Source organism: Sinorhizobium sp. RAC02 (assembly GCF_001713395.1).
Taxonomy (GTDB): Bacteria; Pseudomonadota; Alphaproteobacteria; order Rhizobiales; family Rhizobiaceae; genus Shinella.
Genome location: NZ_CP016452.1, coordinates 1,088,007 through 1,103,391 on the forward strand (window position 1 = coordinate 1,088,007; position 15,385 = coordinate 1,103,391).

At 62.2% G+C, this 15,385-nt stretch carries 13 protein-coding genes; 8 read left to right on the forward strand and 5 right to left on the reverse strand.

Annotation, left to right across the window (positions count from 1 at the left end; translation table 11 throughout):
* Window positions 1–126 precede the first annotated feature (126 nt).
* The 5 genes from BSY16_RS26165 (at window position 127) to BSY16_RS26185 (ending at window position 5,671) form a co-directional block, all read left to right on the forward strand.
* Window positions 127–1,494 (forward strand): uracil-xanthine permease family protein, encoded by a 1,368-nt coding sequence (locus tag BSY16_RS26165; RefSeq protein ID WP_069062715.1) that lies wholly within the window; start codon window positions 127–129, stop codon window positions 1,492–1,494.
* Window positions 1,491–2,891 (forward strand): amidohydrolase family protein, encoded by a 1,401-nt coding sequence (locus BSY16_RS26170; RefSeq protein WP_069062716.1) that lies wholly within the window; start codon window positions 1,491–1,493, stop codon window positions 2,889–2,891. The genes BSY16_RS26165 and BSY16_RS26170 overlap by 4 nt, the downstream gene beginning before the upstream one ends.
* Window positions 2,888–3,595: a sulfite exporter TauE/SafE family protein gene (locus BSY16_RS26175; RefSeq protein ID WP_069062717.1), complete on the forward strand. Its 708-nt coding sequence runs from the start codon at window positions 2,888–2,890 to the stop codon at window positions 3,593–3,595. The genes BSY16_RS26170 and BSY16_RS26175 overlap by 4 nt, the downstream gene beginning before the upstream one ends.
* A 233-nt stretch (window positions 3,596–3,828) precedes the next feature.
* Entirely contained in the window at window positions 3,829–5,016 is a 1,188-nt protein-coding gene (locus BSY16_RS26180; protein WP_069062718.1) for an amidohydrolase family protein, read from the forward strand.
* A 181-nt stretch (window positions 5,017–5,197) separates the two neighbouring features.
* Complete coding sequence (locus tag BSY16_RS26185) at window positions 5,198–5,671, forward strand: VOC family protein (protein ID WP_069062719.1); 474 nt, start codon at window positions 5,198–5,200, stop codon at window positions 5,669–5,671.
* 54 nt (window positions 5,672–5,725) lie between these two features.
* Here BSY16_RS26185 and BSY16_RS26190 read toward each other — a convergent pair whose 3' ends face one another.
* The 5 genes from BSY16_RS26190 to BSY16_RS26210 all read right to left on the reverse strand — a co-directional run bounded on the left by BSY16_RS26190 (window position 5,726) and on the right by BSY16_RS26210 (window position 11,474).
* On the reverse strand, window positions 5,726–7,615 hold the full coding sequence (locus BSY16_RS26190) for a bifunctional sugar phosphate isomerase/epimerase/4-hydroxyphenylpyruvate dioxygenase family protein (protein WP_069062720.1): 1,890 nt from the start codon (window positions 7,613–7,615) through the stop codon (window positions 5,726–5,728).
* 11 nt (window positions 7,616–7,626) lie between these two features.
* Entirely contained in the window at window positions 7,627–8,487 is an 861-nt protein-coding gene (locus BSY16_RS26195) for a shikimate dehydrogenase (protein ID WP_069062721.1), read from the reverse strand.
* A 61-nt stretch (window positions 8,488–8,548) separates the two neighbouring features.
* Window positions 8,549–9,565, reverse strand: coding sequence for a TRAP transporter substrate-binding protein (locus BSY16_RS26200; RefSeq protein WP_069062722.1), 1,017 nt, complete (start codon window positions 9,563–9,565; stop codon window positions 8,549–8,551).
* A gap of 54 nt (window positions 9,566–9,619) precedes the next feature.
* Complete coding sequence (locus BSY16_RS26205; protein ID WP_069062723.1) at window positions 9,620–10,900, reverse strand: TRAP transporter large permease; 1,281 nt, start codon at window positions 10,898–10,900, stop codon at window positions 9,620–9,622.
* A gap of 10 nt (window positions 10,901–10,910) precedes the next feature.
* A complete protein-coding gene (locus BSY16_RS26210) occupies window positions 10,911–11,474 on the reverse strand; it encodes a TRAP transporter small permease (protein WP_069062724.1) in 564 nt (187 codons plus the stop codon).
* Window positions 11,475–11,758: 284 nt separating this feature from the next.
* Between BSY16_RS26210 and BSY16_RS26215 the strand changes: the two genes are divergently transcribed.
* From BSY16_RS26215 to BSY16_RS26225, 3 genes are all read left to right on the forward strand, one after another.
* Window positions 11,759–12,397, forward strand: a complete 639-nt coding sequence (locus BSY16_RS26215) for a TetR/AcrR family transcriptional regulator (RefSeq protein WP_069062725.1) — start codon at window positions 11,759–11,761, stop codon at window positions 12,395–12,397.
* A 325-nt stretch (window positions 12,398–12,722) separates the two neighbouring features.
* Window positions 12,723–14,339: an arylsulfatase gene (locus tag BSY16_RS26220; protein WP_069062726.1), complete on the forward strand. Its 1,617-nt coding sequence runs from the start codon at window positions 12,723–12,725 to the stop codon at window positions 14,337–14,339.
* A 67-nt stretch (window positions 14,340–14,406) separates the two neighbouring features.
* Entirely contained in the window at window positions 14,407–15,381 is a 975-nt protein-coding gene (locus tag BSY16_RS26225; RefSeq protein WP_069062727.1) for an AAA family ATPase, read from the forward strand.
* Window positions 15,382–15,385: the final 4 nt, after the last annotated feature.

The window sequence follows — 15,385 nt, forward strand, 5'->3', positions numbered from 1 at the left end:
TGTTGAGACGTCTTAACACGGCGGGTGCCCCATGCAAAACGATTTGCAGTGTGCAAAATTTATGTTAGAGACGTTGCTGTGCAAAACGATTTGCATGGCGGCTTGAGGAGGCCGGGAGGAGGAAAAATGGGATATGAACTGAATTCTGTGGTCGATCCGGCCGACGAGAGGCTGCCGCTGCGCAGTCTTTTCCTGTTCGGCCTGCAGCACGTGCTGGTGATGGCGGCCTCGCCGATCACCGCTGTCTTTCTGGTGAGCAAGGCGCTCGGCTTTTCCGATGCGGTGACGGTCTCGCTGATCAGCGCCACCTTCTTTGTCTGCGGCCTCGGGTCGATGCTTCAGAGTTTTGGGCCAAAAGGGTTCGGCGCCCGCTTGCCGTTCGTCATGGTGCCGGGTGGCGCACCCATCGCCATCTTCCTTGCGATTGCGCAGCAGACGGATGTGCAGACGGCGGTGGGCGCCGTCATCATGACGGCCCTGTTCTATTTTCTGGCGCTGCCGGTCTTTCGCAGGCTCCTGCGTTACTTTCCGCCGATCGTCGTCGGAACGATGCTGCTGCTGGTCTCCGTCAATCTTGTGCGGATCTATGGCGTGACGATCACCGGCAAGCCTGGGACGGAAGGATTTGCGGCACCCATCGAGGTCGGGCTGGCGCTAATCACCATCGTTCTCACTATCGTCGCCGCACGCGTCTTTAGCGGCACGCTTCAGCGGCTTGCCGTCATGTTGGGCCTCGTAGGCGGGTCGCTCGTCGCGCTCGCCCTCGGCCATATGGATTTCTCCGGCGTACTGTCCGGGCCGGTCATCGCCGTGCCGCAGCTTTTCCCCTTCGGCATGCCGAAGTTCGATCTCATCGCCGCCATACCGCTCATCGTGTTTTCGATCATTTCGATGGCAGAGGCGACCGGCCAGACCATCGCGACCGCCGAAATCGTCGGGCGGCGGGGCGACGCCCATGCCATCGTTCCCGCGACCATCCGGGGCGATGCCTTGATGTCCCTGGTCGGTGGCCTGTTCGGCACGTCGCTGATCATCACCAGTGGCGAGAATGTCGGCATCGTGCGGGCGACGAACGTCAAATCGCGCTACGTGACAGCCATGGCTGGCGCCATTCTCGTCGTGATTGCGCTGTTTGCGCCAATCGGGCGACTGGCGACGGCACTGCCGGGCGCGGTCATCGGCGGCACGGCGGTCATCGTCTTCTCCATCATCGGCGTCATCGGGATTGACCTGCTGCGTCGTGTCGACCTGCGCGAACACGGGGCGATGTTCACCCTGGCCTCGGCCCTGTCGATCGGGCTGCTGCCGATCCTGGTGCCCGGCGTCTACAGCCAGTTCCCACAATGGACCCAGATGATCCTCGGCAACGGGCTTGCCGCCGGCACCGTCACCGCCGTGCTGGTCAATGCCCTCTTTTCCCATCACGGCGCTGAAAAACACCCGGCGGTCCCGGCGCCCTCCCTGCAATCCACGACCCAAGGAGCCAACGAGTGAGCGTGATCCGCGAAAAACTGTCCGGAACGGGCGACCTGCTTCTGCGCCCGGGCCATGTGCTTTTGCCGGAAGGCCCGCGTGCCGGCATGGCGGTCGTCGTGCGCGCCGGGGTGTTTTGCCGCGTCGATACGGCGGAAGCCGTGGAAAGGGACTATCCGGACCTCTTGCCGCTCGACCTGCCGGATCATCTCCTGATGCCCGGCTTTGTCGATGCCCATACGCACCTAACCCAGTCGCTCGGCAAGGCGCTGGTCTTCGGCGAGCCGTCGGAAATTTTCCGGCGGATCTGGGTGCCGCTGGAAGGCAGCCTGGACGAGCGCATGGTCTATCTTTCCGCCAAGCTTGCCGCATTGGAATGCCTGCGCGGCGGCTTCACGACCGCCGTCGATGCCGGCACCCGCTCGGAGGGCCATATCGGCGCACTGGTGCGGGCTGCGCGGGATGTCGGGCTGCGCAGTGTCGTCGGCTTTATCTGCAACGATCTCGGCGGCACGGCGCACATCCCGGATGCGGATGTCATCCTGCGCCAGGCCGAGGCGCATCTGTCCACCTACAGGCGTGACCCGCTGGTCCATCCCTCACTCGCGATATCCATTCCGGAAGTGGCGAGCGATGGGATGCTGAAGGCGGTCAGTGACATGGCCGGCGCGGCCGGAGTGGTGTTCCAGACCCATGTTAACGAACATCTCGTAGCCGTCGAACGCTCCCTCGTGGCGAGGGGGCGCCGCCCGATCGAACATCTTGCACATCTGGGGGCGCTCGGCCCTCAGGTCCTGCTTGCGCATTCCACGCTCATCACGCCGCATGAACTCAATCTGCTGCGCGAGACCGGCAGCGCCGTTGCCTACAATCCCGTGGCCAGCCTCTGGAAGGGAAATGCGGTGGCGCCAGCGCTGCAGATGGCGGCACTCGGCATCCGATTCGGGCTGGGGACGGACGGAACCCGTGCGGACGGGTTCCGGTTGATGGACGCGGCCGAAGGTTTGCAGCGCGCCGGCTTCGGCCTTGCGACGGGCGATTCATCCTGCGGCGGCGGCTGGCTCTGGCTCGACCGGGCGACATCCGGCGCTGCCAATGTCGCAGGCCTGGCCGGCGTTACCGGTTCGATTGCCGAAGGCCTGGCGGCCGACTTCCTACTCGTCGATCTCGACCGGCCCGAATTCACCCCCTCATACGATCTGATGTGGGAGCTTGTCCGTTATGGCAATCGCGACCAGATCGACGCCGTCTTCACCAACGGGCAGCTTCGGCTTTGGCAAGGCTGGCCTGTCGATTGGGATGCACGGGCGCTCTTGGCGGAAGTGCGCGGCGATGCCGCCGTGGCCATCGCGAAGGCGCCGATCCAGCGCATTCATCCGCTTTCCGAAGCGCACCGTCATCTCGGATACTACAAATGAGCCTTGAACTTTTCTTCATCCTGGCGGCGGTGACCTTCGTCGCGGCATTCATTCAGGGCGCACTCGGTATCGGCTTTGCCCTGATCGTCGCACCCATCGTCGGGATGTTGAAACCCGATCTGCTGCCCGTCACTCTGCTTCTGCTGATGCTGCCACTTAATCTGCACGTTGCGGTACGGGAGCGCGACCATATCGACTGGTCGGGTGCCCGCTGGATTACGATGGGGCGGTTCGCGGGAACGTTTGCCGGCCTCTGGCTGCTTGCCGCTCTATCGCTGGGCCAACTGGATTTGGCAGTCGGCATTTTCACGGTGGTTGCCGCCGGCGCCGCCCTTGTTGCCCCGCCTTTCACGCCGAACCGGACGAGCGCGCTTGGTGTCGGCCTGTTCACGGGTATTACCGAAACCGCGACCGGCATAGGCGGCCCCCCGCTCGCCTTGCTCTACCAGCACGCCAAGGCTCCGGTCCTGCGGGCAACGGTTGCGCTCTGCTTCCTCGTTGGGGAGGTCATGTCGCTCGTCGTGCTGGCTATTTCCGGACGCGTGGGCTCCGAGCAGCTTCTGGCCGCCCTCTATCTGACGCCCGCGGTTCTGCTGGGGAGTGCTGTCTCCAGGCTCGCGCACCATCGCATCGGCGGTCGCGGTCTGCGGATCGGCGTCCTCAGCTTTGCAATCGTCAGCGGATTGTTTCTTATCGTGCGCTGATGGAGTTCGGGGAAGTATCCGCGCGCTCGATGATTGACCTTGTAACCGTCAACAGGTTCCCATCGTGAGAGTGGTCGAAACGGCTCGCAGCCCTATCCATCGGAGGGGCTATGCGCGTTGTGGTATGCAAAACTCCTTTTAGATTTGACACAATATGGAAGCTAAAGTGTATTCTGTTTGGATTGGCGGCGACTTGGCTGTTCTCAACCCGCACTGATTTCAGGATTTTCAAGATGACCGATCTGCTCGTAACCAATGTCCGGCCAGATGGCGGGGAGACCGCCGACATCCTGATCAAGGGCGGCCGTATCGCCGCCGTCGGTGCGAACCTGCCGCGCGAGGCCGGCGTGCCGGTGCATGACGGGCGCAATGCCGTTGCCATCGCCCCCTTCGTCGAGCCGCATGTGCATCTCGACAAGATCCTTTGGGGTCTGCCCTGGCACAGCATCAACGTGCCGCCGTCGCTGCGCGCGATGATCGACAACGAGGTGGAAATCCGCAAGAGCCTACCCTGGGACACGGAGGAGCGCGCCGGCAACCTGATGCGCCAGTGTGTTGCCATGGGCTCCACCCATATCCGCAGCCATGTCGACATCTCGACCGGCTACAAGCTCGACAACCTGCATGCAGTGTTGCGCGCCTGGGAGAAGACGCGGCATGCCGTCGGGCTCGAACTGGTCGCCTTTCCGCAGCTCGGCATGTTGATCGACCCCGGTACGGCCGACCTGATGGAGGCCGCGCTGGACGAGGGGGCCTCGGTGATCGGCGGTATTGACCCGACCAACATCGACGGCGACCCGAAGGGGCATCTCGACACGATCTTCGACATTGCCAACCGCAAGGCCGCCAAGATCGACATCCACCTGCACGAGGCGGGTGAACTCGGCCTTGCCGCGTTGAAGATGATCACCGAGCGCACTAAGGCGAACGGCATGCAGGGGCGGGTGGTGGTGAGCCACGCCTTCTGTCTCGGCGATGGGCCGGCTGATACGGTGGATGCGATGATCGACATACTGGCAGAGGCCGGCATCGGCATCATTTCGGCCGTGCCGGGCGAGATCAACTTCCCGCCGATGTTCGAATTGGCGCGACGTGGCGTCAAATGCGCCGTCGCGTCGGATTCCCTGCGCGACACCTGGAACCCGCACGGCAACGGCGACATGCTGGAGCGCTGCTGGCTGCTGTCTTATCGCTCCTATTGCCGCACGGACGAAGAACTCGTCTCTTCTCTCGACATGGGCACGAAGCGAGGTGCAGCCCTGCTCGATCTCGAAGGCTATGGCCTCGATGTCGGCAGCGAGGGCAGCCTCGTGCTGATCGATGGGGAAAATCGCGCACAGATCCTGGTGGATCGGCCGAAGCGCAGCCTCGTGGTTAAGCGCGGCCGCATCGTTGCGTGCGAGGGCGTCTGGGTGGGTTGAACGCTCAAGGCAGCCAGCACCGCATAGATCAACGCCGTCCATGTCGGTGCGTGGTTCGACGTGCCGTGCGCAGGCTCATCGTTTTTCGATGGTCGTTAAAACGGCATGCGGGACTGGAGAATGGCAGTCTGGCCTCTATTTCGGGAAGGACATCGGAAACAAAGCGCGAAAGGATCGCACAATGGCGAAGAACACCATCTGTCTTTGGTACGACAAGGACGCCGAGGACGCCGCTCGTTTCTACGCCGAGACCTTTCCCGATAGCGCGGTAGGCGCCCTCATCTGTGCTCCTGGGAACTATCCGGAGGGGAAACAGGGAGACGTCCTGGTTGTCGAGTTCACGGTTGCCGGTGTTGCCTGCATCGGCCTGAACGGCGGCCCGGCGATCAGGCATAACGAAGCCTTTTCCTTCCAGATCTCGACCGAAGACCAGGAGGAAACCGACCGTTACTGGAACGCGATCGTCAGCAATGGCGGCCGGGAGAACGACTGTGGCTGGTGCAAGGATAAATGGGGGTTGTCTTGGCAGATCACGCCGCGTGTCCTGATGGAGGCGCTGGCGGTTGGCGGCGATGAGGCAAAGCGCGCTTTCGATGCCATGATGACGATGAGGAAGATCGATGTCGCGGCAATCGAGGCGGCGCGGCGCGGTTGAATTCATCGTGGCGCCGGGGCTGCGCTAGTCCGGCCGCGCTTGCGATCGAAACTATCACGCGCGCGGCATGCCCACCGGCCGGAGATGCCGGCGTAGCGCGGCGATGCGGAATATCGCATTCGCCGCTCCATAACCGCGATAGCCCTTGCGCTGGACAATTTCGAAGAAGAAGCCTTCCCGGTAGGTGGGACTGTAGAGCTGGAAATACTCGCCGTGCTCGTCGCGGTCGTAAAGGATGTTGTGCGACTGGAGCTGTTCCGTGAGGGCGGGGTCGAGGCCGAAGCGCGCTTCCAGGTCATCGTAATAGTTTGGCGAGATTTCCAGTGCGGCGAAGCCATTGGCGGTGAGTGCAGCGGCTGTGGCGAAGATGTCGTCGGTGGTGAAGGCGAGGTGCTGGATGCCGGAACCAAAGGTCTCCGTGATGAAGCGCCCGGCGACCGTATTGCGGTTCTCCGCGCCGTTCATGGTGATGCGCAACGATCCTTCACTGTTCTCGATCGCCTGGCTGCGCACGAGGCCGGACGGATCGACGATATCGACCATGGGTGTTTTCCCGGCTTCGAAGATCGAGGTGTAAAACAACAACCAGGTCAGGAGTTCGTCATAGGGCATCGTCTGCGCGACGTGATCGATGGTTGCGAGACCGGCACTGTGCGTGTCTGCCCCATCCGCGATGGGATCGAACTCGATGTCCCAGATGCGGGCGAGATCAGTGCTCCGGTCCAGAAGGTAGACGATGCCACCGCCGACACCGCGCACGGCCGGCATTTCGATCTCGTCGCGGTCGAGCGGCTGTTCGAAAGCTTCGGCGCCGAGCGTGATAGCGCGCGCCCTTGCCGCCCAGGCGTCGTCGACGAGAAGACCCATCGCATAGGCCGATGTGCCGTGCACGAGATAGGAAGAACTGGCAAAGCCGCGGCCATCCGCGTTGACGACCAACCGGATATCGCCCTGCCGGAACACGGCGACGTTCTTGGTCTTGTGACGCGCATCCCGACGAAAGCCGAGGGTGGTGATCATGGCCTCCAGTGCCGGCGCTTCCGTTTCGTCCACCGCGAACTCGATGAAGGCGACGCCTTCGACGCGGCTGCGATCTGGCATTTTGGGCACGTTCACCGCGAGGCCGGGATTGGCGCGACGAACCCGGTCGCCGAAATAGACGAGGGAGCGATGCCCGTCGGCCGCGATGGCGGCGGGCGAACCGCCGCGGAACTGGTCGTTGAAGATCTCGAGGGACAGATAACCATCGTAGCCGGTCTCCGCGACGGCGGCCATGAACGCCTCTACCGGCAGCTCGCCTTCTCCCGGCATGTTGCGGAAATGCCGGCTCCAGTAGAGAAGGTCCATGTCGATCTTCGGTGCATCGGCGAGCTGGATGATGAAGATCTTCTCTTTCGGGATCGAGCGGATCGAATTGACGTCGATCTTGCGCGCAAGCGTGTGAAAGCTGTCGAGGATCAGCCCGATATTGGCATGGTCGGCCCGACGCACGATTTCCCACGCATCCCGGTGATCATTGATGTGTTTGCCCCAGGCCAACGCTTCATACCCGACCCGGAGACCGCGTTTCGCCGCACGCTCGCCAAGTTCGCGGAAATCGGCCGCGGCGCGGTCCAGGCCACCGAGGGCGGCACTGGAAACGTTCGAGCAGACGAGCACGAGGTCCGTGCCCATGTCCTGCATGAGGTCGAACTTGCGCTCGGCCCGATCGAAGGTGCGGCTACGCAGCGGTTCCGGCATCCCCTCGAAATCGCGGAAGGGCTGGAAGAGGGTAATCTCCAGGCCAAAGTCCCGCACCATGCGGCCGAGCTGCTTCGGGCTCTCGTCGAAGACGAGGAAATCGTTTTCGAAGATCTCGACGCCATCGAAGCCTGCCTTGGCGATGGCTCCGAGTTTTTCACGCAGGTCGCCGCTGAGCGAGACGGTCGCGATCGAGGTCTTCATGGCATCTTCCTTCAGCGTGCGAGCGTGTTGAAATGCGCGAGCATGCGGTCAACGTCCGGCTCGCGGCCGGTAAACAGCCGGAATGCATCGACCGCCTGGAACACGGCCATGCCACCGCCATCAAGCGTCCGGCAGCCAGCGCGCTTCGCCGCGCGCAAAAGCTCGGTTTCGAGCGGAAAATAGACGATCTCGGCAACCCAGTGCTGGCGGTCGAGCAGATCGGCCGGCAAAGGCATGCCGGGATACTTGGCCATCCCGGTCGGCGTCGCATGCACGAGACCGGCCCCTGTCTGCATGGCGTGCGCCAGGTCACCAGCCACATCGACGGTGGCATTCGGGAAGAGGGCAGCCATGGTCTGTGCGAGCGCCGCGGCGCGCTCCTTTTCCCGGTCGAACACAAGAAGCTTTTCCAGCCCAAGCGACAGAAGGGCGTAGGCGGTGGCTGCTCCGGCACCGCCGGCGCCAAGCTGTAGGGCCGACGATAAGTCCGCCTGCGGCAGGCCTCTTCGAAAACTTTCGGCAAAACCCCACCAGTCGGTGTTGTGGCCGGAGCGTCTGCCGTTGCGAAACACCACCGTGTTGACGGCCCCAAGATCGCGGGCCTGCGGCGAAAGCTCATCGAGATGGGGAATGACGCTCTGCTTGCAGGGATAGGTAATGTTGAGGCCGGCGAGCCCTCGGGCCTCCGCCTTGTCGAGCAGGCGGGGAAGATCCGCTGCTGTCGCGTCGATCTGGCTGAGGTCGATCAGCTCATAGTCATAGGAGAAGCCTTGCGCCTCGCCTTCGCGCATGTGCATGGCCGGGGTCAGCGATGCCTGAATGCCGGCGCCGATCAGCCCGGCCTTCAACGGTTTCAGCAGAATTTCGCTCATCTCTCGCAGTCCAGTGAGGTGAAATCCGGCCCGCCAGTCCCGGCGGGCCGGTTTGCTGGCCTTAGTTGCCGCGGATCGTCTCGAGGTCCTTGAAGAGGGCGGCAACCGTCTCGGGGCCGATCTCCGCAGCGAACTTCTCAATCAGCGGCTTGACGGCGTCACGCAGCTTCCGGGTTTCCTCCGGCGAGAGCTCGCCGACCTCCATGCCGGTCGCCTTGATGTCTTCGATGGCCTTGGCGTCCACCTCGCGCGAGACCTTGCGCTGATAGTCGCGTGCCTCCGTGGCAGCGGACTGGAAGACAGCCTTCTCCTCGTCGTTGAGCCCGTCCCAGACCTTCTTGCTGATCAGCACGATCTGCGGATTGTACTGGTGGCGGGTCACCGTCATATATTTCTGCACTTCGTAGAACTTGGCGTTCAGGATGTTGGCGGCAGGGTTTTCCTGGCCATCGACAGTGCCGGTTTCGAGTGCCGTGTAGAGTTCGGTATAGGGCAGCGGCACGGCATTGGCGCCGAGGCTGTTGAACAGCTCGATCGGGATTGGCGACTGGATCGTGCGGATCTTCAGTCCGCTGATGTCTTCCAGCTTGGTGACCGGATGGCGGTTGTTGGTGAGGTTGCGGAACCCGAGCTCCCAATAACCAAGGCCCACAAGGCCGGTATCGGGCAGGAGATCCATCAGGCTCGTGCCGAAGGCGCCGTCCATCACTTTGTCGGCTTCCTCGCCGCTGTTGAACAGGAACGGCAGGTCGACGGCACCGAACTGCTTGACGTTGCTGGCGAGGATGCCGGCATTCAGCACGGTCATTTCGATGACGCCGCCCTGCAGCGCCGAAACGGTCTGCACGTCGCCGCCAAGCACACCGCCGGGGAACAGCTTCACGTCGATCTTGCCGCCGCTCTTCTCCTTGATCAGTTCGGCGAATTTCTCCATGCCGGTCACCTGCGGGTGACCCTTGTTGTTGGCCGAGGCGAATTTGAGCTGGTGCTCGCGGATTTCTGCCGCGGCCGGACCGGCAGCCAGCACGGCGAGCGGAACGATCGCCCCGAACACTAGCCTCTTCAGGATATTGCGCATGTTTTCCTCCCAGGTTTGGCCGCGCTTTTGCGTTCGGCCGGTTAAATCAACTGCTCAATGCCCCATCAGCGCCACGGGAAACGTGACGAGTTGCGGGAACAGGACGAGCAGCAGAAGCACGATGATTTCGGCGATGAGGAAGGGCATCACACCCTTCATTAGTTGCTCCATGTTGAGCTTGGAGACGCCGCAGATGACGTTGAGCACGGTGCCGACCGGCGGCGTGATCAGGCCGATGGAATTGTTGATGATGAACAGCACGCCGAAATAGACCGGGTCGATGCCAGCCTGCTTGATGATCGGCATCAGCACCGGCGTCATGATCAGGATGGTCGGCGTCATGTCCATGGCGGTACCCACCACGACGACGAGGGCCATGATGGCGAGCAGCAGCAGCGTCTGGTTGTCCATCAGCGGTTCGAGCAGGGACACGAGTTCGCCGGGCACGTTCGCGACGGTGACGAGCCAGGCCGAGACGGCCGCGCAGGCGACGAGGAACATGACGACGGACGTGATCTTGGCCGCGGCGACGAAGACGCCGAAGAGTTTTGCCGGCGGCAACTCGCGGTAGACGACCATGGCCACGAAGAGCGAGTAGACCGCGGCAACGACGCCCGCCTCCGTTGGCGTGAATACGCCGAATTTCAGTCCGATGATGATGATGACCGGCAGCATCAAGGCCCAGAGGCTGTCGACGAAGGCTTTCAGGCGCACTGCGCCGCTCTGGCGCGGCGGCAGCGCGAACTGCTCCTTGCGCGCGACCAGCAGCCAGGTGATGCAGAGCGCGGCTGCGATCATCAGGCCGGGAAAGATGCCGGCGAGAAACAGCTTGGTGATCGAGACGCCGCCGATGACGCCGTAAAGGATGAAACCGATCGACGGCGGAATGATCGGGCCAATGACCGAGGCGGACGCAAGCAGTCCGCCGGTGCGCGCCGGGTCATGGCCGGATTTCACCATCATCGGGTAGAGCAGGGCGCCGAGTGCTGCCGCATCGGCAACGGCCGAGCCGGAGAGGCTGGACAGGATGCAGGCGGCGAAGATGGCAACGAAACCGAGCCCGCCGCGAATATGGCCGACCAGCGCCATGGCGAGGTTGACGATGCGGCGCGACAGTCCGCCCGTGTTCATCACTTCCCCGGCAAGCAGGAAGAAGGGCACGGCCATCAGGGGAAAACTGTCGGCGCCGTTGAGCACGTTCTGGGCGACGATCTGCGCGTCGAAGAGGCCGAGATACATCATCAGTGCGACACCGCTGAGGATCAGGGCGAAGGCGATAGGCACGCCAAGGGCCATGGGAACGAGAAGGGCGCCGAAGAAGATCGTGACGGTCATCGGTGCAACCTCAATGTTTGCCGGAAGACGTGACGAGGGACGGCTCCGGTTGGTGTTCCAGCGCCACCTCGTCCTCGCTGTCCTTGACGAATTCGGCGGTGGTGACGTCGATACGGCCGGTGAGAACGCCGATCATATCGGCGAGGATGAGGAGCAAGGCGGGCACACCGAAGGCAAGGCCGGCGCCGTAGAAGACGCCCATGGAAATCCCCGTCGCGGGTGCCGAAACGTGAAGGTTGATCACGGTCTGTGTCCAGCTTCCGCTGATCATCAGCCACGTCGCCCAGAGCATCAGCGCCTGCCCGGCAACAACGGCAACCTTGGCGCCCGTGGGCGGCAGACGACGCAGCAGGGAATCGACACCGAGATGGCCGTGTTCGCGCATGGCGACGACCGCGCCGAGAAAGGTCAGCCAGACGAAGAACATGCGCGACAGTTCTTCCGAATAGGTGATGCCCGTGTTGAAGGCGTAGCGCAGGACGACGTTGCCGAAGACGAGGACGACCATGCCGGCAAGCAGGGCGGCAATCGCTGCCTTCAGCAGCCAGAAGCTGAAATCGATGATGCGAACCATAACGCTCCTCCCAAAGCGAATTGCCGCTGGTGCGGCCTGTATCCGTTCCTAGCCTAGGTCCGGCCTGGCGCGTTAGCGCTATGGTGCAGCGACGTCCTCCTCCTGGCCGTCAGCGCATTTACAAAATGTACGAACTAGTACGTATGTCAAGTGGCGTCTCTTGAAATACCCCCATAAGCTCAATATGACTTTCCTGGGAGGCAAGATGGGACGGCTGTTTGGCCGTCCCGTTGGGTGGCGTTTTCTTGATGAAAATCAAGTTGATCGCGGGGAGAATGGGAAAAATGGTAGAGCGGGCTGAGGCGAGTCGAAAGAACGATCCGGAGCGGACGAAGGAAGATATCCTCGTCGTCGCCACGGAGGAATTTTCGACCCATGGTCTCGCCGGCGCGCGTGTCGATGCCATCGCAGAGCGCACGCGCACGTCGAAGCGCATGATCTACTACTATTTCGGCGGCAAGGAGGGGCTCTATCTCTCCGTGCTGGAGCGCGCCTATCGCAAGATCCGCACGCTGGAGGAGGATCTCAAGCTCGCCAGCCTCGCGCCGGAAGAAGCACTCCGCACGCTCATCTCCAGCACCTTCGACCATGATGAGGCCAATCCGGATTTCGTGCGGCTGGTCAGCATCGAAAACATCCACCATGCCGCCCATATGCTGCGTTCGGAGGCGATCCGCGATCTCAACGTCTCGGTCATCGAAACGATCGCCGGCATCCTGGAACGCGGTGTCGCCGAGGGCGCTTTCAAGCGCCAGGCCGATCCGATCGACGTCCACATGCTGATCAGCGCCTTCTGCTTCTTCCGCGTCTCGAACCGCTACACCTTCGGAACGATTTTCCGGCGCGACCTGTCCGAACCGCAAACGATGACCCGGCACAAGGGCCTGATCGCAGACGCGGTTATCCACTATCTCAAGGGGTAGAGCTTGTCCTGTATCCGCGAACTACTGGCGCCGTAAGCGCCACCGTCGAACGCGCTTCGCACCCGTATCCGGATCAAGTTGCGACGAAACGTCGTGGCGCTATGCCAGACCACGCGAGTATCTCGCTCGCGATAAAGCCCTCGGCGACCTGATGCAGGACACCCGCATTTACGCGAATTGTTACCGTAACGTACTTCCTTCGATCCGTTTGCGGATGACAGTGGCACCGGCAAGAAGCGACCTGCGAGGGCGGCTGTGGCCTGTCCCGTCAGAAGGAGGGCGAAATGTCGAAGGATGTCCGACCAAACAAGCTGGAGCGACCATCATGACGAATACATTTTCACGTCGATTACTGAGTGCCACTGCCGCAGTCGCCATGTCCTTGACGGCGGTACCCCTGGGCGCCAGCACCGCAGGGGCGCAGGATGCGGCCGCCGCCAAACCCAACATCCTCGTCATCTTCGGCGATGATGTCGGCCAGACCAACATCTCCGCCTATTCGATGGGCGTCGTCGGCTACAAGACGCCGAATATCGACCGTATCGCCAAGGAAGGCATGATGTTCACGGACTACTATGCCGAGAACAGTTGCACCGCGGGCCGCTCGACATTCATCACCGGGCAGACCTGCCTGCGTACGGGACTGTGCAAGGTCGGTGCACCGGGTGTTGCGGTCGGCTTGCAGGCGGGTGACATCACCATTGCCCAGGCTTTGAAGCCGCTCGGTTATGCGACGGGCCAATTCGGCAAGAACCATCTCGGGGACCGCGACGAATACCTGCCGACCAAGCATGGTTTCGACGAGTTCTTCGGCAATCTCTATCATCTCAATGCCGAGGAGGAGCCCGAGGCTGCCAATTGGCCGGGAAATGACGAGGAATTCCTAAAAGCCTACTCTCCGCGCGGCGTGATCAAGGCATCGGCCGATGGCAAGGTCGAGGACACCGGTCCGCTGACCGTCAAGCGCATGGAGACCATCGACGACGAGACGACGGCGGCCGCCATCGACTTCATCGACCGCCAGGCGAAAGCGAAGAAGCCCTTCTTCACCTGGATGAACACGACCCGCATGCATTTGTTCACGCATGTCCGCCCGGAATACAGGGGCAAGAGCGGGATGACAGGCAATGAGTATGGCGACGGGATGTGGGAGCACGACCAGGACGTCGGCAAGCTCCTGACCAAGCTCGACGAGCTCGGCATTGCCGACAACACCATCGTCGTCTATGCGACCGACAACGGCCCTAACCAGTTCTCGTGGCCCGATGCGGCAACGACACCGTTCCGCAGCGAGAAGGATACCAATTGGGAAGGCGCATTCCGCGTTCCGGCAATGGTCCGCTGGCCGGGACATGTTCAGCCCGGACAGGTCTCCAACGGCATGATCTCCGGCCTTGATTGGTTCCCGACCCTGCTTGCCGCGGCTGGCGATCCCGATGTGAAGAGCCGTCTCCTCAGCGGCTGGAAGCCGGAAGGCAGCGATACGTCGTTCAAGAACCATCTCGACGGATACAACCAGCTCGACTACATCACCGGAAAGGCCGACAAGAGCGCGCGCAACGAGTTCTACTACTTCGATGACGACGGCAATCTTGTCTCCATTCGCTACGACGACTGGAAGGTGGTCTTCCATGAACAGCGCACGCCGGGTGGATTTGGCGTCTGGCAGGATCCCCTGGTCACCCTTCGTCTTCCCAAGCTCTTCAACCTCCGCATGGATCCCTATGAGCGGGCCGATCTCGTTTCCGACCAGTACAATGACTGGCTGGTGAAAAACGACTTCCTGCTCGTCAAGGGACAGTTGAAGGGGGCCGCCTTCCTCGAGACCTTCGTCAAGTACCCGCCGAGCCAGCGTGTCGCCAGCTTCAACATCGAAGGCGTGCGCGAGCAGGTCGACAAGGCGATCGACGAGTCCTTCAAGGCGCGCGGCATCGAGAAGTAACCCATCGACCTGGAGACGCGCCGTTCAATCGGCGCGTTTCGCTGCTCCGGTTTTGACAGGGTTTCCCATGACCGCACGCGACGACATCCTGGCTCTCGGCCAACGGATTGGCCAGTCCATCATCGGGCAGGAAGCGATGGTCGAGCGGTTGCTGCTCGGGCTGCTCGCCAACGGCCATCTGCTGGTCGAAGGCCTTCCGGGACTTGCAAAGACACGCGCCATCAAGAGCCTGGCGAAGAACCTCAATTCCGAACTCTCCCGCGTCCAGTTTACGCCGGACCTTCTGCCCGCCGATATTACCGGCTCGGAAATCTATTTCAGCGAGGGCGGCAAGGGCGAATTCAAGTTCCAGCAGGGACCGATCTTCGCCAATCTGATCCTGGCCGACGAGATCAACCGCGCGCCTGCCAAGGTGCAGTCGGCGCTGCTCGAGGCGATGGAGGAACGGCAGGTAACCGTCGGTGGCAAAAGCTATCCTCTGCCTGACCTGTTCATGGTCATGGCGACGCAGAACCCCATCGAGCAGGAAGGCACCTATCCGTTGCCGGAAGCCCAGCTCGACCGTTTCCTGATGCATATCGAGGTCGGCTATCCGGATGAGGCGTCTGAGGCCGCGATCATGCGGCTGGTGCGCGGCGAGGAGAATGCCGCCGAGCATGCAAAGTCGGCCGCGGTCGAGCGTCTCGATCCAGCGGCAATCTTCGCTGCTCGCAAGGAAATCGGCGCCGTGACCGTGTCCGATCCCGTCGAGAAATACATTGTCGCCCTTGTCTTCGCCACGCGTTATCCGGATCGTTACGACAGGGATCTCGCCAAGCTGCTGCAGGTCGGTGCCAGCCCGCGCGGCGTCATCGGTCTCGACAAGGTCTCGCGCGCCTATGCCTGGCTGAAGGGCCGTGACTATGTCACGCCGGATGACGTCAAGGCGGTCGTCCACGATGTTTTTCGCCACAGGCTCATCCTGTCCTACGAGGCGCATGCCGTGAACACCACGCCGGATAAGGTCATCGATCGCATTGTCGAACTCGTGGCGGTTTCGTGAGGAG

Bases quoted from the DNA above. Each gene is read 5' to 3' on its own strand.
- BSY16_RS26165 (WP_069062715.1), top strand. From the start codon at position 127: ATGGGATATGAACTGAATTCTGTGGTCGATCCGGCCGACGAGAGGCTG.
- BSY16_RS26175 (WP_069062717.1), top strand. From the start codon at position 2,888: ATGAGCCTTGAACTTTTCTTCATCCTGGCGGCGGTGACCTTCGTCGCG.
- BSY16_RS26180 (WP_069062718.1), top strand. From the start codon at position 3,829: ATGACCGATCTGCTCGTAACCAATGTCCGGCCAGATGGCGGGGAGACC.
- BSY16_RS26185 (WP_069062719.1), top strand. From the start codon at position 5,198: ATGGCGAAGAACACCATCTGTCTTTGGTACGACAAGGACGCCGAGGAC.
- BSY16_RS26190 (WP_069062720.1), bottom strand. From the start codon at position 7,615: ATGAAGACCTCGATCGCGACCGTCTCGCTCAGCGGCGACCTGCGTGAA.
- BSY16_RS26195 (WP_069062721.1), bottom strand. From the start codon at position 8,487: ATGAGCGAAATTCTGCTGAAACCGTTGAAGGCCGGGCTGATCGGCGCC.
- BSY16_RS26200 (WP_069062722.1), bottom strand. From the start codon at position 9,565: ATGCGCAATATCCTGAAGAGGCTAGTGTTCGGGGCGATCGTTCCGCTC.
- BSY16_RS26205 (WP_069062723.1), bottom strand. From the start codon at position 10,900: ATGACCGTCACGATCTTCTTCGGCGCCCTTCTCGTTCCCATGGCCCTT.
- BSY16_RS26210 (WP_069062724.1), bottom strand. From the start codon at position 11,474: ATGGTTCGCATCATCGATTTCAGCTTCTGGCTGCTGAAGGCAGCGATT.
- BSY16_RS26215 (WP_069062725.1), top strand. From the start codon at position 11,759: ATGGTAGAGCGGGCTGAGGCGAGTCGAAAGAACGATCCGGAGCGGACG.
- BSY16_RS26220 (WP_069062726.1), top strand. From the start codon at position 12,723: ATGACGAATACATTTTCACGTCGATTACTGAGTGCCACTGCCGCAGTC.
- BSY16_RS26225 (WP_069062727.1), top strand. From the start codon at position 14,407: ATGACCGCACGCGACGACATCCTGGCTCTCGGCCAACGGATTGGCCAG.